Source organism: Candidatus Photodesmus katoptron Akat1 (genome assembly GCF_000478685.1).
GTDB classification, from domain to species: Bacteria; Pseudomonadota; Gammaproteobacteria; order Enterobacterales; family Vibrionaceae; genus Vibrio; species Vibrio anomalopis.
In genome coordinates this window covers 314,635-336,057 of the sequence record NZ_AMSD01000001.1, presented here as the reverse complement: position 1 = coordinate 336,057, position 21,423 = coordinate 314,635, and the positions used below count along the sequence as shown (strand labels likewise).

Annotated in this window: 16 protein-coding genes, 1 tRNA gene and 1 pseudogene; 4 read left to right on the top strand and 14 right to left on the bottom strand. The window is 32.0% G+C overall.

Annotated elements, in window-relative coordinates; all coding sequences use genetic code 11:
* Position 1 precedes the first annotated feature (1 nt).
* The 11 genes from infB to pssA all read right to left on the bottom strand — a co-directional run bounded on the left by infB (position 2) and on the right by pssA (position 13,067).
* The gene (gene infB, locus O1U_RS01410; protein WP_016503631.1) at positions 2-2,593 is read right to left on the bottom strand and encodes a translation initiation factor IF-2; all 2,592 of its coding nucleotides are present in this window, start codon (positions 2,591-2,593) and stop codon (positions 2-4) included.
* Positions 2,594-2,617: 24 nt separating this feature from the next.
* Positions 2,618-4,105, bottom strand: a complete 1,488-nt coding sequence (gene nusA, locus O1U_RS01405) for a transcription termination factor NusA (protein ID WP_016503630.1) — start codon at positions 4,103-4,105, stop codon at positions 2,618-2,620.
* 30 nt (positions 4,106-4,135) lie between these two features.
* Entirely contained in the window at positions 4,136-4,597 is a 462-nt protein-coding gene (rimP, locus tag O1U_RS01400; RefSeq protein WP_016503629.1) for a ribosome maturation factor RimP, read from the bottom strand.
* A gap of 228 nt (positions 4,598-4,825) precedes the next feature.
* A tRNA-Leu gene (locus O1U_RS01395) sits at positions 4,826-4,909 on the bottom strand.
* 22 nt (positions 4,910-4,931) lie between these two features.
* Positions 4,932-5,270, bottom strand: a complete 339-nt coding sequence (gene secG, locus O1U_RS01390) for a preprotein translocase subunit SecG (protein WP_016503628.1) — start codon at positions 5,268-5,270, stop codon at positions 4,932-4,934.
* Positions 5,271-5,458: 188 nt separating this feature from the next.
* Positions 5,459-6,808, bottom strand: a complete 1,350-nt coding sequence (glmM, locus tag O1U_RS01385; protein WP_016503627.1) for a phosphoglucosamine mutase — start codon at positions 6,806-6,808, stop codon at positions 5,459-5,461.
* A 16-nt stretch (positions 6,809-6,824) separates the two neighbouring features.
* On the bottom strand, positions 6,825-7,658 hold the full coding sequence (gene folP / locus O1U_RS01380; protein WP_016503626.1) for a dihydropteroate synthase: 834 nt from the start codon (positions 7,656-7,658) through the stop codon (positions 6,825-6,827).
* Between the two features lie 78 nt (positions 7,659-7,736).
* Positions 7,737-9,626 (bottom strand): ATP-dependent zinc metalloprotease FtsH, encoded by a 1,890-nt coding sequence (gene ftsH / locus O1U_RS01375; RefSeq protein ID WP_016503625.1) that lies wholly within the window; start codon positions 9,624-9,626, stop codon positions 7,737-7,739.
* 93 nt (positions 9,627-9,719) lie between these two features.
* Positions 9,720-10,400 (bottom strand): 23S rRNA (uridine(2552)-2'-O)-methyltransferase RlmE, encoded by a 681-nt coding sequence (gene rlmE / locus O1U_RS01370; protein ID WP_016503624.1) that lies wholly within the window; start codon positions 10,398-10,400, stop codon positions 9,720-9,722.
* Between the two features lie 289 nt (positions 10,401-10,689).
* Positions 10,690-11,163 carry a transcription elongation factor GreA gene (gene greA, locus O1U_RS01365; RefSeq protein ID WP_016503623.1) on the bottom strand — a complete coding sequence of 158 codons (474 nt, stop codon included), beginning with the start codon at positions 11,161-11,163 and terminating at the stop codon, positions 10,690-10,692.
* Positions 11,164-11,726: 563 nt separating this feature from the next.
* The gene (gene pssA, locus O1U_RS01360) at positions 11,727-13,067 is read right to left on the bottom strand and encodes a CDP-diacylglycerol--serine O-phosphatidyltransferase (RefSeq protein ID WP_016503622.1); all 1,341 of its coding nucleotides are present in this window, start codon (positions 13,065-13,067) and stop codon (positions 11,727-11,729) included.
* 320 nt (positions 13,068-13,387) lie between these two features.
* On the opposite strand from pssA, the pseudogene murB reads away from it, so the two are divergent.
* Positions 13,388-14,436: pseudogene (gene murB / locus O1U_RS01355) on the top strand (UDP-N-acetylmuramate dehydrogenase).
* Positions 14,437-14,484: 48 nt separating this feature from the next.
* Positions 14,485-15,366, top strand: a complete 882-nt coding sequence (birA, locus tag O1U_RS01350; RefSeq protein ID WP_016503620.1) for a bifunctional biotin--[acetyl-CoA-carboxylase] ligase/biotin operon repressor BirA — start codon at positions 14,485-14,487, stop codon at positions 15,364-15,366.
* Between the two features lie 198 nt (positions 15,367-15,564).
* Here birA and glmS read toward each other — a convergent pair whose 3' ends face one another.
* Positions 15,565-17,403: a glutamine--fructose-6-phosphate transaminase (isomerizing) gene (gene glmS, locus O1U_RS01345; RefSeq protein WP_016503619.1), complete on the bottom strand. Its 1,839-nt coding sequence runs from the start codon at positions 17,401-17,403 to the stop codon at positions 15,565-15,567.
* Between the two features lie 570 nt (positions 17,404-17,973).
* On the opposite strand from glmS, the gene pykF reads away from it, so the two are divergent.
* Positions 17,974-19,386, top strand: a complete 1,413-nt coding sequence (gene pykF, locus O1U_RS01340) for a pyruvate kinase PykF (RefSeq protein WP_016503618.1) — start codon at positions 17,974-17,976, stop codon at positions 19,384-19,386.
* Between the two features lie 38 nt (positions 19,387-19,424).
* On the opposite strand, the gene nadE is transcribed toward pykF, so the two are convergent.
* Entirely contained in the window at positions 19,425-20,255 is an 831-nt protein-coding gene (gene nadE, locus O1U_RS01335; protein ID WP_034411471.1) for an NAD(+) synthase, read from the bottom strand.
* Between the two features lie 129 nt (positions 20,256-20,384).
* On the opposite strand from nadE, the gene O1U_RS01330 reads away from it, so the two are divergent.
* Positions 20,385-20,915, top strand: coding sequence for a nicotinate-nicotinamide nucleotide adenylyltransferase (locus tag O1U_RS01330; protein WP_016503616.1), 531 nt, complete (start codon positions 20,385-20,387; stop codon positions 20,913-20,915).
* Between the two features lie 41 nt (positions 20,916-20,956).
* Here the strand turns inward: O1U_RS01330 and O1U_RS01325 are convergent, their stop codons facing one another.
* Positions 20,957-21,400, bottom strand: a complete 444-nt coding sequence (locus O1U_RS01325; RefSeq protein ID WP_016503615.1) for a dCMP deaminase family protein — start codon at positions 21,398-21,400, stop codon at positions 20,957-20,959.
* Positions 21,401-21,423: the final 23 nt, after the last annotated feature.

Genomic DNA, 21,423 nt, shown 5'->3' with positions numbered 1-21,423 from the left:
TTTAATCTAAAGTACGTGTAATTTTGAAAATTTCAAATACTTCTATTTGATCACCAATACGAATATCATTATAGTTTTTAACGCCAATACCACATTCATAACCATTTTTAATTTCTTGAACATCATCCTTAAAGCGACGTAAAGATTCTAATTCACCTTCATAAATAACAACATTGTCACGTAATATTCGGATTGGATTGCTACGCTTAATTAGACCTTCAGTTACCATACAACCTGCAATTGCACCTAGTTTAGGTGATTTAAATATATTACGAACTTCCGCAAGACCAATAATTTGTTGTTTTAATGTTGGTGTAAGCATTCCACTCATCGCTTTTTTTACTTCATCAATTAATTGATAAATAACTGAATAGTAACGAAGATCTAAATGTTCTGTTTCAATAGTACGACGAGCAGATGCGTCTGCTCGTACATTAAAACCAAGAATTATTGCATTAGAAGCAGCTGCAAGAACTGCATCAGTTTCTGTAATCCCTCCAACACCAGAACCAACTATATTTACTTTTACTTCATTAGTAGAAAGCTCAAGTAAAGAGTCTGAAATAGCTTCAACAGATCCTCGAACATCAGCTTTAAGTACAACATTTAGTTCGGCAATATCACCAGAAGTCATATCTGAGAATATATTTTCAAGTTTAATTTTTTGTTGGTTTGCAAGTTTTACATCACGAAATTTGCCTTGACGATAATTAGCTACTTCACGAGCTTTGCGTTCGTCACGTACGACTGTAGCATCATCACCAGATACTGGAACAGCAGAAAGACCAAAAATTTCTACAGGGATAGATGGACCTGCAGTTATAATTTCTTGACCATTTTCATTCCGCATAGCACGAACACGACCATATTCTTGACCACAAAGTATTATATCACCTTTATTTAGCGTACCAGACTGAACTAAAATCGTTGCTACTGGACCACGACCTTTATCCAGACGAGATTCGATTACAATACCAGAAGCCATTCCGTCTTTAATGGCGGTAAGTTCAAGCATTTCAGATTGTAGGAGAATAGTTTCTAACAGAATATCAATATTAGTACCTTGTTTTGCAGAGATATTAACAAACATATTCTCACCTCCCCATTCTTCAGGTATAACACTGTAATTTGCGAGCTCGTTTTTTATATTATCTGGGTTTGCGTTTTCTTTATCTATTTTATTGACGGCAATAATTAACGGAACATTGGCTGCTTTAGCATGTTGTATTGCTTCAATTGTTTGTGGCATAACACCATCATCCGCTGCGACAACGAGTACAACTATATCTGTTACTTGAGCCCCCCGAGCACGCATAGCAGTAAAAGCTGCGTGTCCAGGAGTATCCAGAAATGTAATCATTCCATTTTTAGTTTTTACGTGATATGCACCTATGTGTTGTGTGATACCACCAGATTCTTTAGAAACCACATGAGCTTTGCGAATATAATCAAGTGTGGAAGTTTTACCATGATCAACATGTCCCATGATAGTTACTACTGGAGCACGACTCTTTGGAAGAGTATCAGAATCACGATCGGAAAGTACTGCTTCTTCAAGATCATTGTCTTTACGCAGGATAACTTTATATCCTATTTCTTCAGCTACTAGGGCAGCCGTTTCTTGATCGATTACTTGATTAATGGTAGCTATGGCTCCCATTTTCATCATAACTTTAATCACCTCGGCGCATTTCATTGACATTTTATTTGCTAGTTCAGAAACAATAATTGTTTCACCAATGATAATATCCTGTTTAGTTACTACAGCTGTTTTAGTAAAAGTATGCTGGGTTGAGTTTAATATAGAATGTTTGTTTTTGTTTCGAATTTTGCTATTGCGTTGATTATTACGAGTATCACGAATGTGCTCATGGTTAGAATGTTTTTTTTTCTTTCGACGTCCTCCTTCTTCTTTTTTACGATCTTCATCATCTTCAGCTTCACGAGCATATGTAGAAGTAGTTAAATGGTAATCAGAATTTTCTAGTTCTGTTTTTCTTTCTTCTTCAGTCCAACGAACTTGGTTTTCTTCAGCAAGTTTACGTGCTTTTTCTACAAGTTTTATTGATTCTCTTTCTGCTTTACGCTGAGCTTCCTCTTCTTGACGGAGCTTAAATTCATCAATTTGTTTTTTTACTACTTGTTCATTTGCATTAACGTCTGCATTTTTTGAATTCATTTGTTTCTTAGCCTTTCCAGCTTGCACCCGTTTAGCTTTCTTTTTAATGGTTTTATTTTTTTCATTTACTTTGAGTGTTGTTGAAATTTCTGTAGTTTTATCTTCAATACTACTGCGTTTTACATAGATACGTTTTTTGCGCACTTCTACTTGAATATCTTTGCTTTTTCCACTTCCTGCTATGACACTTAATGTACTTCTAGTTTTACGCTGAAGAGTTAAACGAGTCGGTTCAGATTCTCCAGACATATCACCATGTTCCTTTTTTAGATGACTTAATAGCTTTTGTTTTTCGACATCTGAAACTTTCTCATTACTTGCTTTTTTAATTCCTGCATCAGCAAGTTGCTCAATTAAGCGATCAACTGGTATGCCAATCTCTTGACTTAGAGCTTTTACAGTTAATTCTGTCATTAGGCATCCTCTTTGTTGCTGAAATTATTTCCCATTATTGAACCAACAAATGTTACGTGCCTCCATAATTAGCTTACCGGCATGTTCTTCTGTTAATCCATTGATTCCTTCTAGCTCATCAATGCTTTGTTCAGCTAGATTTTCTAGTGTACTGATTCCTTTCGCTGCAAGCTTAAATGCCATTTCACGTTCTAGACCTTTAAGATTAAGTAGATTTTGAGAAAGCTTAACACCTTCAAAAGTTTCTTCCTGTGCTAATGCTATAGTTGTAAGTGCATCTTTAGCACGGCTACGAAGTTCTTCAACAAGTTTTTTATTTAATCCATCTACTTTTAATAATTCATTAACTGGTACATAAGCTACTTCTTCTAACGATGAAAATCCTTCTTCAGATAAGATTTCTGCAAAATTTTTCTCGATATTTAGATACTTCATAAATATTTTAATAGATGCTTGTGATTCTTTTTGATGTTTTTCTTCTAGTTCAGTAATAGTCATTATGCTAAGCTCCCAGCCAGTTAATTGAGATGCTAAACGTACATTTTGACCATTTCTACCAATAGCTTGTGCTAAATTATTCTTTTCAACTGCAATGTCCATAGAATGTTCATCTTCATCAACTATAATTGAAACTACATCTGCTGGAGCTATTGTATTGATAGCAAATTGAGCTGGATTATCATCCCAAAGTACGATATCAATACGTTCACCAGCTAATTCACTAGAAACGGCTTGGACACGAGCACCACGCATACCAACACAAGCACCAACCGGATCAATTCGACGATCGTTAGTTTTGACTGCTATTTTAGCACGAGAGCCAGGATCACGAGCAGCACCTTTTAATTCAATAAGATCTTCACCAATTTCTGGCACTTCAATACGAAATAATTCTTCTAGCATCTCAGGTTTTGAACGAGTAATAAACAGTTGGAAACCGCGAGATTCAGGTACAATTTTATATAAAAGTCCACGAACACGATCTCCTGGTCGAAAATTTTCTCTCGGTAGTTGATCATCACGTAAAATTACTGCTTCAGCATTGTTACCTAAGTCTAAAATTACTATTTCCCTATTTACTTTTTTGACAACACCAGTAATTAGATCACCTTCTTTATCTATAAATTGTGAGACAATTTGTGTTCGTTCAGCTTCACGTACTTTTTGTACAATAACTTGTTTTGCCGTTTGGGTAGTGATGCGATCAAAGGTTACTGAATCGATGTTATCTTTAATAAAACAACCAATAGTAATAGTTTCATTTTCATATTGAGCAGCTTCGATGGAAATTTCTTTTGTCGGATTTTCAACTGTTTTAACTACTTCCCATTGACGAAAAGTTTGAAATTCACCTGTTTTCCGGTCGATAATAACATGCACATCAATATCGATTTCATATTTTTTCTTAGTTGATGTAGCTAAAGCAATCTCTAAAGCTTCAAAAATTCGTTCTCTAGGTACAGCTTTTTCATTTGAAACTGCTTCTACTACTGCTAAAATTTCTTTACTCATTTTAAATTTAGCCTCTTAAGCATCTATTTCTCAAAGAAATTTAAATTTTGGAATTAAGTTAGCTTTCAAGATATTATTGAGTACAAATCGTTTTTTTTCTCCTTGGACATTCAGTACGATACATTGATCTCTAACAGAATGAATTACTCCCTTAAATTTACGGCAATTATTTATTGTTACTTTCAGAATGAGATTAACTTCATGATCAATAAACTTTTCATAATGCGCTAATTTAAAAAGTGGTCTGTCTAAGCCTGGAGAAGAAACTTCTAAAATATAGGGTATTGAAATGGGATCTTCAACGTCTAGTATAGCACTCACCTGATAACTAACTTCTGTACAATTATCTATATTAATTCCTATTTTATTATCAATATAAATTCGTAATATTGAATTGATTGGATAGTTAAATTCTAATCCAATAAATTCATAACCTAATGCTGATATAGGCCCGTTGAGTATGTCAGTCAATTGTTTTTCTAAATTAGTCATATAAAAAATGCTCCAGAAATAAAAAAGGGCATGGAGCCCAATTTAAATTCCAGATAATCACTTAAAAGATTCTATACCAATTGTATAAAATAAAACAAGTGAATGTGTTCTTTAAATTGCTCTGGATTTATGCAATATAAAAATAAAAGCACCAAAAATCCATCTACCTAAAGTTAATTAAATCATATGGTTAAAAAAACAATTTGTAAATAAAATTATGGTAAGTAATGGTGCCGAGAGAGGGATTTGAACCCTCACACATAAAGCACTAGCACCTCATGCTAGCGTGTCTACCAATTTCACCATCTCGGCGCAAAAAAATGATTTGTTTTTATTAGGGTATATCATTATTTCTTGAATCTATATTTTTATCAGTAGAACTATCCTTATTTAATGCAACAATTTCATCTTGATGATTGCTTAAAACTGACCTTTTGCTTGTTTTATTAGCAGACATATTGCCCAGTATTAAGCTTAGTATAAAAAATATAGCTACAAAGATAGAAGTTATTTTAGCTAAAAAACTTCCTCTTCCGCTAGTACCCCAAATAGAGTTTGAAGCACTAGAACCAAATGAAGCCCCTATATCTGCACCTTTTCCTTGTTGAATCAGTATAAAGGAAACAATGAAAAATGCTGTTAAAAGATAAACAGCTAGTAAGACTGAAAACATGACAGTTTCCTATATGTACTTTACCTAACTATTAGAGTTATTATTAATTTTAGAAGAGTAAAATTAATAAGGCTCTTAAATATACAAAGAATAATCCTAACGTAAAATGAACCATAAGAACAAGTAAAATTTACTATAAATAGTAATTTATATACCTAACTAAAATAAAGCTCATAATATATTGCTTATTAAAGCAATGAGCAGTTTTTAAGAATTGCATTAGCAACTTTTTCTGCTAAAGCATTGATTAATTCCATATCTTCTCCTTCAACCATTATACGCAGTAATGGTTCAGTACCAGATTTCCTTACTAAGATTCGTCCTTTTTTGCCTAAAAATCTCCTAACCTCACTGATAGTATTTTTAACAGTTTTTTCCTGAAGTGGATTTGAATTATTAGCTATTTTTATATTTTTAAGTACTTGAGGATATAATGTTACTCCTTGTAAAAGTTCATTTAATGACTTTCCTTGAGTTACTATTGCAGTTAGTACTTGCAGGGCTGCAACAATTGCATCCCCTGTAGTCACTTTATCAAGTAAAATTATATGTCCAGAGCTTTCAGCACCAATTTTCCAGTTTTGTTTTAGCAATTCCTCCATTACATAGCGATCACCAATATGTGTTTGGATAAAAGGGATACCTATATTTTTTAAAGCATTTTTCATACCTAAGTTTGTCATTAATGTTCCAACAACACCGCCTTTTAATTTATTTTGGTACAGAGCATCAGAGGCAATAATATAGGCAATCTGATCACCATTGACTTTATTGCCTAACTCATCTACCATAATGATTCGGTCACCGTCACCATCAAATGCTAAACCTAAGTTTGCTTTTTCATCTAAAACTCTTTTTTGTAAAGCTTTAACATTGGTAGATCCTCGCTTATAGTTAATATTTATACCATTAGGATGTACACCAATTGCAATTACGTTAGAACCAAGCTCGGTAAATACTGTTGGTGCGATATGGTAAGTTGAGCCGTTAGCACAATCAATGACAATTTTTAATCCTGCTAGATTACTATCTACCGGAAAGGTGCTTTTGCAAAACTCAATATAACGACCAGCAGCATCATTTAAACGTGTTGCTTGACCTAATTTAGCAGATTGTACGCATTCTATATTTTTATCAAGTTCCTTTTCAATTGTTAATTCAATATCATCAGGTAACTTAGTTCCTTCTGAAGAAAAAAATTTAATTCCGTTATCTTGGTAAAGATTATGTGATGCAGAAATCACAATACCTGCTTCTGCACGGAAAGTCTGAGTTAAGTAGGCAATAGCCGGAGTTGGCATAGGACCGGTTAAAATAGATTTAAGACCAGCAGCCGCAAGCCCAGCTTCTAAAGATGATTCAAGCATATAACCAGAAATACGAGTGTCTTTTCCAATGATTACTTTATTGGTGCCTTTTTTAGCTAGTATACGACCTGCCGCCCAACCTAATTTTAAAATGAAATCTGGAGTAATTGGATGTCTTCCTACTTTTCCTCGAATTCCATCAGTACCAAAGTAACGTTTTTTATTAGACATACTTGTTCCTTAATTATTATTCGAAGTTAGAATTAGCTCGAATCATCTTGATAATTTTCATTGCTTCTAATGTTTCTCTAAAGTCATGCACTCTAATGATATTAGTCCTTTTAAAAGCTGCAATAGTTGCACATATTACACTGGCAAGAACACAATTTTCAGGTTTTTTATTTAATAATTTAAACAGCATAGATTTTCTAGATATTCCAACTAAAATTGGAAAACCTAATTGATGAAATTTTTCTAAATGTGCTAGTACTTGATAGTTATTCTTTAAAGTTTTATTAAACCCAAAACCAGGATCGAGTATTAATTTATTTTTCTTTATCCCTGCAATTTCGCAAGCCTTAATCCTTTTGATAAAAAAACTAATTATTTCTCGAGAAATATCTTGAGAGTTGGTTTGTTGGATATATTTATCTTTTGTGTGGATTAAACAAACTGGAACTTGAAACGTTTTAGCAATTTCTAAAGCTCCTGGTACTTGCATAGCACAAACATCATTAATCATATCTGCTCCCATTTCTATAGCTTGCCTCATAACTTCTGGCTTACTAGTATCAATAGAAATCCATATATCACTGTTATATTCCCGGATTATTTTAATGATAGGGAGAACACGCTTAAGTTCTTCTGACAAAGATACCTTACTTGCCCCTGGTCTTGTTGATTCTCCTCCAACATCAATAATGCTAACTCCAGAATTAATCATATTTTGCGCTTGTAGAAAAGCTTTATCTAGCGAGTTATATTTACCACCATCAGAGAAAGAATCAGGCGTAACATTTAAGATTCCCATAATATGAATCTTAGATAAATCAAGTGATTTTGTATTATTTTTGATAATCATATAGTTCTAAAAATAGAAAAAAAGATTTGAAATTAGTTATCAGCTTATGCGTTCATAATACTTTGTCTTAATGTCTTTTTAATTTATTATTGTTGTATTAGAGTTTCTATTTGAAGATGTTTGATTTCCATTTCCTTTAACCTTATCATTCCAACCTGCAGGTTCTCTTATCTCCTTTTTGCGTGCCATCAAATCATCAATTTGTCCTGAATCAATTGTTTCATATTTCATGAGAGCATCTTTCATTGCATGCATGATATCCATGTTTTTTTCAAGAATATATTTAGCCCTGTCATAATTATGATCAATAATTTTACGAACCTCATCATCAATTAATTTGGCTGTATTATCAGACATATGTTTTGTCTGAGTAACACTTCGACCAAGGAAAATTTCTCCTTCATCTTCTGCATATAGTAAAGGGCCTAATTTTTCTGAAAATCCCCATTGAGTTACCATTTTTCGCGCAATTTCTGTTGCTCTTTCAATATCGTTAGATGCCCCAGTTGATACTTGATTTTTTCCATAAATTAACTCTTCAGCTAATCGACCGCCATAAAGACTAGATATTATAGATTCAAGATGTTGACGATTCATACTTAAACGATCTTGTTCTGGCAAGTACATAGTGATACCTAAAGCGCGTCCTCTAGGAATTATTGAAACTTTGTATACGGGATCATGCTCCGGTACTAATCGTCCAACAATTGCATGACCTGCTTCATGGTAAGCAGTTGATTCTTTAGTTTCTTCAGACATAACCATAGAACGACGTTCTGCACCCATCATAATTTTATCTTTTGCTAACTCAAATTCAACCATTGAAACATGTTGTTTATTGTTACGGGCTGCGAAGAGGGCAGCTTCGTTTATAAGATTGGCAAGATCAGCCCCGGAAAAACCTGGAGTACCACGTGCTATAAGAGAAGGCTCAACATCGTTTGATAAAGGAACTTTGCGCATATGAACTTTAAGAATTTGTTCACGACCTCGTATGTCAGGTAAACCTACTACAACTTGGCGATCAAAACGGCCAGGACGAAGTAAGGCGGGATCTAGAACATCTGGTCTATTGGTTGCTGCAATGACAATAATACCTTCATTGCCTTCAAATCCATCCATTTCAACTAGCATTTGATTTAAAGTTTGTTCACGTTCATCATGCCCACCACCAACTCCTGCTCCTCGTTGTCTACCTACTGCGTCAATTTCATCAATAAAAATGATACAAGGGGCTGCTTTTTTTGCTTGTTCAAACATATCTCGTACACGAGATGCACCTACACCAACAAACATTTCTACAAAGTCTGAACCAGAAATAGTAAAGAATGGCACTTTTGCTTCACCAGCAATAGCTTTAGCAAGCAATGTTTTACCAGTACCTGGAGGACCAACCATTAGAATACCAGTTGGTATTTTACCACCCAGTTTTTGGAATCTATTTGGATCTTTCAAATAATCTACTAGCTCTTTAACGTCATCTTTTGCTTCGTCACAACCAGCAACATCAGAAAAAGTAGTTTTAATTTGTTCTTCACTCATCATACGTGCTTTACTTTTTCCAAAAGACATTGCACCTTTACCACCACTGCCTTGCATTTGGCGCATAAAAAAGATCCATACACCAATAAGTAAGATCATAGGGAACCATGAAATAAAAATAGTACCTAGAAGACTTTGCTCTTCTGGTGGAGTTCCTTGTACTTTTACGCTTTGGTTAATTAAATCATCAAGAAGCTTTTGATCATAAACTGGCATATAAGTTATAGACTTAGATGTACTTCCACGACGTGTAAAGGTAATTTCTTGACCTTTAAATGTTGCTTCTTGAATTTGGCCTTGACCAACTTCCTGGAGAAATGTAGTGTAATCAACTGTTCTGATGTTCTTTTCTCCAGGTCTAAAATTTTGGAAAAGTGACATCAATATTACAGCAATAACTAGCCACAAAATTAAATTTTTTACCATATCACTCAAGGTGTCAGCCTCGCGATAATTAATTGTAATTAAAGGGTAGGGTACTACAGTTTGTAATCTGTAGCTATATCATAACGTGTGCTTTTAATGGCAAAGTAGTGAATCTGTATAACCAGAAGCTACAATATAAACTTCTTTGGAACGAGATCGAGAAGCATTTGGTTTCCTGATTTTAACAATTTTAAAAGCGTTACGAACTTTTTTAAGATATTGCTCAAAACCTTCGCCTTGGAAAAGTTTCACTACAAAGCTACCATTAGACACTAAAATTTGTCTACAAATGTTTAAAGCTAACTCAACTAAATGCATTGTACGTGATTGATCGATTGATGAGTGACCAGTCATGTTAGGTGCCATATCAGATAATATTACGTTAACCTTATCAGGTTGAATTTTGTTGAGTAATGTTTTAAAAACCTTCTTCTCACGAATATCACCTTGCAAGAAGGTAACTCCAGGAATTGAATTGATTGGTAAAATATCGCAAGCAATTACTTGTCCTATATCACTTCTAACTATATCAATTACGTATTGTGACCATCCGCCAGGGGCTGCTCCTAAATCAACAACTGTCATTCCTTTTTCTAGTAATTTATCTTTATTCTGAATCTCTTGAATCTTGAATACAGAACGTGAACGATACCCTTTTTTCTTGGCTTCATTAGCATATCTATCATCAAAATGCTCTTTTAACCAGCGTGCGGAGCTACCTGAATTTTTTTGCTCATGTGAGTTTTTAAACCAAAAAAAGTTCGAACGATGCAATCATTAAATAAAATTTTGCTTCTGATGCAATAACATTCAATTAACGTTAGCGGCATAATGCATGTAAGTAAAGATTTATTCATATAATATACAATTTTTAACTCATTGCAAGAATACTTTTTGATAAAAAACTCTAAGAAAGCAATGTGTTATAGCAATTAGAGCGATTCGTTCTGAACATAATGATAAATTAATAAAGAATATATAAAACCAACCTAGTGTGTGTGTTGATGGATGACGGAAAGTCACTGCTTTTCCGTAGCTTTTCGTAATTCATCTTATTATGTTATTAGCAATAAAGAACTTTATTAATTTCAAAATCTTTATCTCCACCTGGAGTAGATATAACCACTTCACCACCTTCCATTTTTCCAATTAATCCTCGTGCAATTGGTGAACTAACAGAGATACGACCTGACTTAATATCAGCTTCATCATCACCAACAATTTGATAGGTTTTTTCTTCATTTGTATCAATATCAATAAGTGTTACAGTAGTTCCAAATATAACCTTTCCAGTGTTTTTCATTTTGCTAACATCTATAATCTGAGCTACTGAGAGTTTGTATTCAATGTCACGAATTTGTGCTTCGCAAATAGCTTGCTCCTCACGAGCAGCATGATACTCAGCATTCTCTTTTAAATCTCCCAGATCTCGAGCCTCTGCAATTGCTTCGGAAATTTTAGGGCGAAGTTTAAGTAATCGACGTAGCTCATCACGCAATAGTTGAGCGCCACGGGAAGTCATTGGAACTTTTTCCATTTTATTACCTCTAAATGCTAAAATGCTCGTTGCTTATAAACAGGGCAACTTTAAATAAATAAACCATCTGAAATCATTCTTATAATATTAATGAACAAGCTTCGTGATTAAAGTTATATTATTTCCCTTTTTTTTCAATACAGTACCACATATAGGGCTTAAGATGCTAAGCAAAATAGATATTGATGCTAGTCAGTTAATCTGTAGCAAATTGAGTTAACTTTATCTAACTTTGTACTGAGGTTAGGAAACACTTTAGTTTTTATCTTTTCTTTTCTATCTTTATTTAGCATGTTCTTTATTGTTGTTTTCAATATCCTAGTACATATGGAACCTAAAATTTTGGTTGTATTTTTCATAAAGTTATTTGATTTGGAGAAATTGAATTTTATATCTCTTAAATTTAATACGATAGGTAATATTATATATTGCTTTCATGATTAATGTTGCATGCTTCTGTACTTAAAGTCAACTAGCTAATTTACTTAATAAGTTTTCATAGACACTATTCTGGAAGGTTTGGTATTATCTATGTTTTATAAAAGGTGCTTCAGCACATGGTTTTATAAAATGTGCTTCAGCACATGGTCAGCCTTTATCCTGATTATTTTACGAATTAGTTTTTTTACATTCTTTGGATAATTATCCACTTTCTCTAGTTGACGATAGGTAAAAATAGGCTTAGTGTGACGAAGAATATTTTCTATCTCTTTTTCAACTTGAGGAGTTAAATAGAAAAAATTATCCTGGATTAAGATAGCATTTTCAAGATCTAATTTCCACCCGCGTGGATTAAGGTTGTTTCCTGTAATTAGCATATAATGTTTATCAACCCAAATTCCTTTTAAATGAAAGCTGTTATCATTATGTTTCCATAGATTAATAGAAAGTTTACAGCTAGAAATATCTGCTTGGTTGGCTTTAGCGAATTGACGTAAGTTTACTTCGTAAAGATAAGGAAGTCCTCCAATAGCCTTAAATTTTTCTTTTGGTGAGATATAGAAATCATTAGCTGTTTTATCACCTACGATAATTGTTACTTTTAAGCCTAAATTTAAGGCTATTTTTATTTTTTTAATTATGCTTTTTGGAAGATTAAAGTAGGGAGTACAGATAAAAATTTCTTTTTTTGCCTGAGTTATAAGTTGATTAATGATCTGGTTTAGTCTATTTTGATGTTTACCGATTCCTACGATAGGTGTTATAGCTATTTGTTCTGGGTTTGCTTTTTCTGAAATAAATTGATAGCTTGATTGAGCTAAAGAAGCTCGAAGTTGACGAATATCAGTTTTTATATCCTTTGTGCTTGGTTTATAATCAGAAGTTAAATCATTAACTGCTGGGTGATCGATTATTTCTTGGCGAATAAATTGGACCATGCTATCAGCTAATGCTTTGCAATTTAGTATATGATATCGATCAAAACGATAACGATCATGATAGTTTAAATAAAGATTATTTAAACTAGCGCCACTGTATATAACTTGATTATCAACAATAAAGCCTTTTAGGTGTAATACACCAAATATTTCTTTTCTATGAATTGGAACACCAAAAATAGGAATTTTATATTCATTGTTATCAGAAAAAGATTTATACATAGCCGCATTACCTTCAGAAGATGCTTCACCAATTAAACCTCGTTGTGCTCTATGCCAATCAACACAGATACTAGTATCAAGCTCTGGTTTTTTCTTTTTTGCTTTGTAAAGTTCAGATAAGATCTCTCGACCTGCTTCATCATCTTCTAGGTACAAAGCAACAAGATAAATCCTTGTACAGGCTGTTTTGATTGCGTTAATAATATGATTCCTAAATTTTTTTGCTGAATAGAGAATTTTAAATTTCTCTGGATTCATTGCAAGGGTAGGAAGTTGGTTAAATGAATTCCTTTTGGCTATCATACCAGATATTCTTTACCTCTATAGTTAAGTAAAAGCATGAAATATTTTAATTAGGAATACTAACAAAAATCAAAAGACTTTTAAGTAGAAGATATCATGTAGTTTGGTTTATATCATAATGCTAAAAAATTTCTCTAATGGTCTTTATCTTATGTATGCAATTAAATTTCATTAAATAATGTTATTGTTTAATACATTTATTCTGTTGGTTTATCTTTGATATTACTTAAATTATATATGATATATGCTTCTAGATTATCGTATAATAATATACTATGGATTACATAGAGTTATAATTTATTACTTGTATTTTAAATTTTATGAACATATATACAGATGTAGATTTAAGGGACTATCATACTTTTGGTGTTTCACAATTTTGCAAAATTCTTGTTGAAGTAAATTCAGTAGATGAGTTAATTTCAGTTTACCAAAGCGTTTATTGGCAGTATTTACCTAAAGTAGTATTAGGAAAGGGTAGTAATATTTTATTTACTGAAAGATTTGAAGGTGTAGTGGTAATAAATAAACTACTCGGAAAATCAGTTTTAGAATCCAAAGCTAATTATCATTTACATATTAAAGCAGGAGAAGATTGGCCATCACTAGTAGAATGGGCAGTTAAAAATGGTTATTTTGGACTTGAAAATTTGGCTTTAATTCCAGGTTCCGCAGGGGCTGCGCCAATTCAAAATATTGGTGCCTATGGTATGGAATTAAAAGATATATGTGAATATGTTGATGTACTTTGTTTAGAAACTTTTAATATCCAACGCTTAACTAATCAAGAGTGTTCGTTTGGATATCGTGACTCTATTTTTAAACATGCGCTTTACAAAAAAATTGTTATAATTGCAATTGGTCTCAAATTGAAGAAAAACTGGGTAGCAAATATTAAATATAATTCTTTAGAAAAGATTAATCGAAATACTATAACTTCTGAGAAAATATTTAAACGAGTTTGTGACCTTCGAAAAAAAAAATACCAGATCCTATAATCAATGGTAATGCAGGAAGTTTTTTTAAAAATCCATTAGTTTGTTATTACAAGTATCAATCTTTAATAAAAAAGTTTTCTGATATTCCAAATTATTCTTATAAATTAGGTATGGTGAAGATTTTTGCTGGTGAATTAATCGATAAATGTGGTTTAAAGGGTACGATGATTGGAGGAGCGCAAGTATGTTCTTCTCAAGCACTAGTTATTATTAATAAAGAGAATGCAAGTGCACAAGACATTGTAAATTTAGCACTTCTAATTCAAAGAACGATAATTGATAAATACGGTTTGGAATTAGAAAATGAGGTACATCTTATGTCTTGTACATCAGAAATTAATCTTGGAGCAATAAATTATAAAAAATATTGAGATAAAACTTGCAATTCTTAAGCTTATTTCAAAAGGTTCTTTTTTTCTATGAGAGCATTATCTATTCGGTTTGATATATCTCCTACAGAAATTCAAAAACACATAGAAGGGATCCGAGAGTGGGGCATTAATATCTCGTATTTAAAAGAGAAAGGATATCAGCTGCCTGAAACAATAGATTTTCTTAATGCTAGATTAATTAGATCTAAAATAGGAAATTCACTTAAATTGATACCTATTATTGATTCAACTAATCAATATTTATTAGATAGCTCATCTATAAAATCAGGTACAGTTTGTATTTCTGAACATCAAACGAAGGGTCGTGGTCGACGTGGACGTAAATGGGTATCACCATTTGGTAAAAATTTATATTTCTCAATGTATTGGAAATTAAATTCTGGCATAGATTCAGCAGTAGGTTTAAGTATAGTTATTGCTGTTATAATTGTTGAAGTATTATCTACGTTTGGTATAAAAGGAGTTAAACTTAAATGGCCAAATGATTTATGCTACAAAGATCGAAAATTAGCTGGAATTTTGATTGAATCAGTTAATAAGGAAAGTCTTGTTATTGGGATAGGTTTGAATTTATTGATGAAATCAACAAAAGAGGGTATTAGTTCTCCTTGGACTAGCCTTATTGAGGTGGCGGATCGTTCTTCATTAGATCGTAATGAATTAGCAATAGCATTAATTAATGCATTATATTCAGAACTTAAATATTATGAATTACATGGTGTTAGAAAATTTATCAAACGTTGGAATCAATTAGATAATTATTTTGGTAAAAAAGTAATTTTACTCATTGGGGAAAATAAAATTGAGGGGATAGAGCATGGTATTAATGAAAAGGGAGCACTATTGATTAAAACTTCAAAAGGGTTAGAAAACTATATTAGTGGAGAAATTTCATTAAGGGGATATTAAATTTTAAGTACAGTGTCTTGCTCGCTGTTTAAATATCAATTATTTTTATAAATATAAAAGAAGAACTCTAGTTTCTTGGTGGTGTTATTTATAGTTTTTATATAGTAGTAACTCTGAATGTTTTCAAGTAACAATAAGATTTAAGCGCTAATATAACTGATATCATCATACTTAATTTAAATAAGGATATCCAATCTTTTATTCAACCGTTACTGATTTAGCTAGATTTCTAGGTTGATCAACGTTTGTTCCTTTAATTAAACCTACATAGTAAGAAAGTAACTGCATTGGAATAGTATAATAAATTGGTGCTGTTATTTCACTTATACTAGGCAGTGAGATAACTGTCATCCCTTTATCTGTTTTGATGTCTGTATCTATAGAAGTAAATATATACAATATGCCACCACGAGCTTTTACCTCTTCAATATTCGATTTTAATTTTTCTAATAATTCATTATTAGGAGCAAGCACTATTACTGGCATATTTACATCAATTAAAGCAAGTGGACCATGTTTTAATTCACCAGCAGCATAAGCTTCTGAATGAATGTATGAAATTTCTTTTAATTTGAGAGATGCTTCCATAGCTATTGGATAGAACTCTCCTCTTCCTAAAAATAAAGTATTTTTTTTATCAATAAATCCTTTTGATAAGTATTGAATTTCTTGATTTAAATTAAGTAAATTATCAATTTGTTTTGGCAATAAATTCAAAGCATTAACGATTTCTTTTTCTTTTTCAATGCTAATAAAATGCTTTTGTTTACCTAAAGCTGTAACGAGAATTAGTAGAATAGCAAGTTGATTAGTAAATGTCTTAGTAGAAGCTACGCCAATTTCTGCGCCTGCTCGTATCATCAATATTAAATCTGATTCACGTACTAAAGATGAATTTTCTGTGTTACAAATTGCCATAAATGAGATGTAATTTTTTTTCTTAGCTAAACGTAGTGCTGCCAGCGTATCTGCTGTTTCACCAGATTGAGATATTGTAATAAGTAAACTATTAGAGCGAGTTATGAATTTTCGATAACGAAATTCAGATGCAATTTCAACATCACAAGCTACACCAGCTAAATTTTCAAACCAATAACGTGCTGTCATACCAGCATTATAAGAAGTTCCGCAGGCAATAATTTGTACATGCTCAATTTTTTGTAGAATTTTAGTAATATGAACTCCAATACCGTTTGTTAAAATTAAATCTTTATTAATACGACCTTCTATTGCATTTTTTAAAGAAGAAGCCTGTTCAAAGATTTCTTTTTGCATGAAATGATGATATTGCCCTTTAGCTGCTATATGATCCTTCGAATTAGATTCAATGATTTTACGTTCGACTTTTTGACCTTTGATATCAAATACATTTACTTTTTGGTAGGTAATTTCAGCGAGATCACCTTCTTCTAAGTACATAAAATGACGGGTAATATTTAATAGTGCTAGTTGATCAGACGCTAGAAAGTTTTCATTTATTCCAAAACCAATTACAATTGGACTACCAGATCGAGTAACTACTAGGCATTTAGGATTTTTTCGATCAATTACAACTATTCCATAAGTACCTTCCAATTGTATTGTTGTTTTTTGTACAGCTTCGCGTAATGAATTTGAAAACCGTAGTTCCCATTCGATTAAATGGGCCAGCACTTCTGTATCTGCTTCAGAAGCAAATATGTAACCACGACTCTGCAAAATTTTTCTTAATTCTTCATGGTTTTCAATAATCCCATTATGTACCACAGCAATATCTCCAGATGTATGTGGATGAGCATTGATTTCTGAAGGTTCGCCATGAGTTGCCCAGCGAGTATGAGCAATACCGATATTTCCAAAAACCTGTTCTTTCTTTTTTTTAAGTGCATTTTCAAGATTTTTTACTTTTCCTAAACAGCGTATACGAGTTAAATTTGATTTAAAATCTACAACAGCAATGCCTGAAGAGTCATAGCCACGATACTCTAATCGATGTAGTCCATGTATTAAAATATTAGTCACATTTCTTTGTGCTACCGCTCCTACGATTCCACACATAGTTATAGGCTCCATTATATTTTCTCAATAATAGCAGAGAAATAGTGATGACACTGAGAATTTTACTTGAATCATTTGGTAATTATTTTAACTAACTTTATGTATCAATTAGATAAATTCTCTTTATATGTATAATATACACTTGTAAGTTATAAAAAAATCAAATCCAACAGAAATTATTCTAGTTCTTTAAACCAGAAAAAATTAGGGTACATGGATCATAATATAGTCAAGAATTTAAATTAAGTGAAGTCTTAGAGAAGTTAGCATTTTCATTATGGTTTATACATTACTAAAATAAGTTGTTTTTTTTGAGATGATAAATAGATAGCAATTCAAAAATATTATTTAATAATAACCCTTTATTCTCTTTTCAACTAAGTTAATTGATTTTAGTGTGATTAGGTGTTTTTTATCCTTACATAATAAGTATACAGTGATGTTATATTAATTTAATGATACAATATTGAAAGTATAGTTTTGATTGATATAGCTTTTTTTAATTAACTGTATCAGTTTTTAAAAAGCAAATTGTATCCTTCAATACAGGATGACCGGAGAGGATTATTTATGAGAAAGACAAAAATCGTATGTACAATTGGCCCAAAAACTGAGTCTATTATCAAACTAAGGGAATTAGTAAATGCTGGTATGAATGTGATGCGATTAAATTGTTCTCACGGTAGTTTTAAAGAACATAGTATACGTATCGAAAATTTTCGTAAAGTTATGAAAAAAACAGGTGAACAACTATCTATCCTTTTAGATACTAAAGGGCCTGAAATTCGTACTTTAAAACTTAAAAATTGCAACGAAGTTAAATTAACAGCTGGTCAAAAATTTATTTTTACAAGTAATAGTATGATCCTAGGTAATCAATATCTTGTTGCTGTAAGTTATCCAAATTTTTCTAAGAATCTTTTAGTAGGTGACATAATTCTTATTGATGATGGCTTAATTAAAATGAAAGTACTTAAAACCACTGAAACAGAAGTTAGCTGTAAAGTTCTTAATAATGCTATCTTAGGAGAAAATAAAGGGATTAATCTACCTGGAGTATCTATTCAATTACCTGCACTTTCTGAGAAAGATAAAGCTGATATAAAGTTTGCTTGCAAGCATGAAGTTGATTTTATAGCTGCTTCTTTTATTCGAAAAAAAGAGGATATTACTGAAATTCGTAATATTTTAAATATGAATGGTGGTGAAAAGATCCATATTATTTCTAAAATTGAAAATCAGGAAGGCGTTGATAATTTTGATTCAATTTTAGAAGTTTCTGATGGAATTATGGTAGCTCGAGGAGACCTTGGAGTTGAAATACCAGCAGAAGAGGTTATTTTTGCACAAAAAATGATGATTGAGAAGTGTAATCGTGCAAGAAAAATGGTTATTACTGCAACACAGATGCTTGATTCAATGATTAATAACCCACGTCCTACTCGAGCTGAAGCTGGTGATGTTGCAAATGCTATTATGGATGGTACTGATGCCGTTATGCTTTCAGGTGAAACGGCTAAAGGAAAATATCCAGTAGAAGCTGTTAGAATTATGGCTAAAATTGCTAATCGTGCTGATAGTGCACTTAAAGCTGAGCTCGGTTCTCGATTAGATAGTTCTCGGTTACGCATTACTGAAGCAGTTTGCAAAGGTGCCGTAGAGACAGCTGAAAAACTAAATTCTCCACTTATTATTGTAGCAACTGAAAGTGGAAAATCTGCTCGATCAGTACGAAAATATTTTCCTACTGCAAATATTCTTGCCCTTACTACTAATAAAAAAACAGCAGCTCAATTAGTTTTAACTAAAGGGGTTAAGCCAGTTATTATAGGTTCTATTAAGAGCACTGATGATTTTTATATAAATGGAAAAAAAAATGCCTTACAATCTGGTCTAGGAAGTAAAGGTGATATAGTAGTGATGGTTTCTGGTGCTTTAGTTGCCTCTGGTACGACTAATACAGCTTCGGTCCATATTTTATAACAACTTGGGTAATGCAACATGGAAAGGGATTAATTCGTTTAATCATAAATAGTAGGTATTGGTTGGCGCTTGTGTTTAGTTGTTTTATAAAGATTGATTAACCGATTAATGACTTTTTTATCAACATCTTTCCCCTCTAAGAAATCATCAATTTGATCATAGGTTAAGTTTAACACATCTTCATCTTCTCTTTGCGGAGATAATTCTTCAAGGTCTGCTATAGGAGCTTTTTTTACTAGTTGCTCTGGTGTATGAAGAGTACTGGCAATAGTACGCACTTGTCGTTTGTTTAAACCAAATAAAGGTGCTAAATCACATGCAGAATCTCCGAATTTAGTATAGAATCCAGTAATATTTTCAGCTGAATGATCTGTACCTAAAACTATCCCTTCTAAGTAACCTGCTATTTTATATTGAGTTATCATGCGAACTCGAGCTTTAAGGTTACCTTTGATAAAATCTTTTTTTTGTAATTCCTTAGGAAGTAAATTTATATCAGATAATGCCTTATTAGTAGCTTTATATAATTCATCAACTCCTGGTTTAATATTGATAGAACAAGAATAGGTAGGTCGAACAACTGACAGTGCTAATTTTGCTGATTCTTCATCTACTTGTTTACCATATGGAAGACAAACAGCAATGAATTGATAATCTTTAGAGGATGATTCTTTATTTAATTCTTCAATTGCAAGTTGTGCTAATAACCCACATGTTGTTGAATCAATTCCTCCACTAATACCTAAAATAAGCGATTTACAATTAGCCTCCTGCAGTTTGTTTTTAATAAAGTTTACTCGACGACTAATTTCAAAATATGGATTAATTGAAGGTAGTACTTTCATTTCATTGCGAATGGTACGAATAATTGTTTCCATCTATTATCCCTTTCAACTTATTGAATAATAATACTTATGCTAATTTTATCATATTTTAGTTTTAAATTTTTTAAATTAAGAGTATTATTTCGGATAATTTAGCATATTGGCACCTTGAGAATGAGAAAAATTGCAGCATTTGGCAGCGCTTTTAACCCACCAAGTTTAGGACATAAAAGTATTATTACTTCCCTTAATCATTTTGATAAAATTTTACTTATTCCAAGTATTTATCATCCTTTTGGAAAAAAGATGATAAATTATCAGGTTCGTTGTCAGTTAGTGGATGCATTCATTACAGACATTAACTTACTTAATGTTGAACGTTCCAAGATTGAAGAAAAACTCTTAAAGATAAAAAAACCAGTTAAAACTTATACTTTATTATTAGAATTATCAAATGAATTCCCTGAATCAGATATAACATTTGTTTTAGGGCCTGATAATTTATTGAATTTTCCAAATTTTTATAAGTCAGAAGAGATATTAAAATATTGGAATATATTAATATGTCCTGAAAGAATATCAATTCGTAGCAGTGATATTCGACAAAAATTAGCTAATGGTTTAAATATCGATGATCTGACTACACCTAGTGTTTTATCTTTACTAAAAGAAACGTCAGCATATTCAGGTAGAGTTGGTTTTTAGGATTATTAATTAATAATCACTTGTATTTATTTGGAATATTTTTAAAGAAAATCTTTCAGTGAAATACAGTTTACTTTTATCTTGGCTTCTAAAAACATGTCTTGACTAACCTTTAATTTATCTTTCCATCGAAAAAGAAACTCTTCGGTTTGTTTTGGACAATGTACTGCTATTATTCCAGTTTGGATAATTTTCGCTGCACAATTAGGACAAGGGAAATGAGTTACCCATATTTCGCATTCATCTAAGTTACTTTTAGCAAATAGAATTGCATTTTCTTCTGCATGAAGTGTTTTTAGATATTTTATATCACGAGGATCAATATTTACTGTATCTGAAATACCATGAGGATATCCATTAAAACCAACGGAAATTATACGGTTGTTCTTGGTGATAACAGAACCAACTTTTGTCGAAGGATCTTTGCTCCAAGAAGCAACTAGTTCAGCCATTTGATGAAATCGTTGTGCCCATTTCGAAATCATTAATCTTTCTTCAATTTAACTAA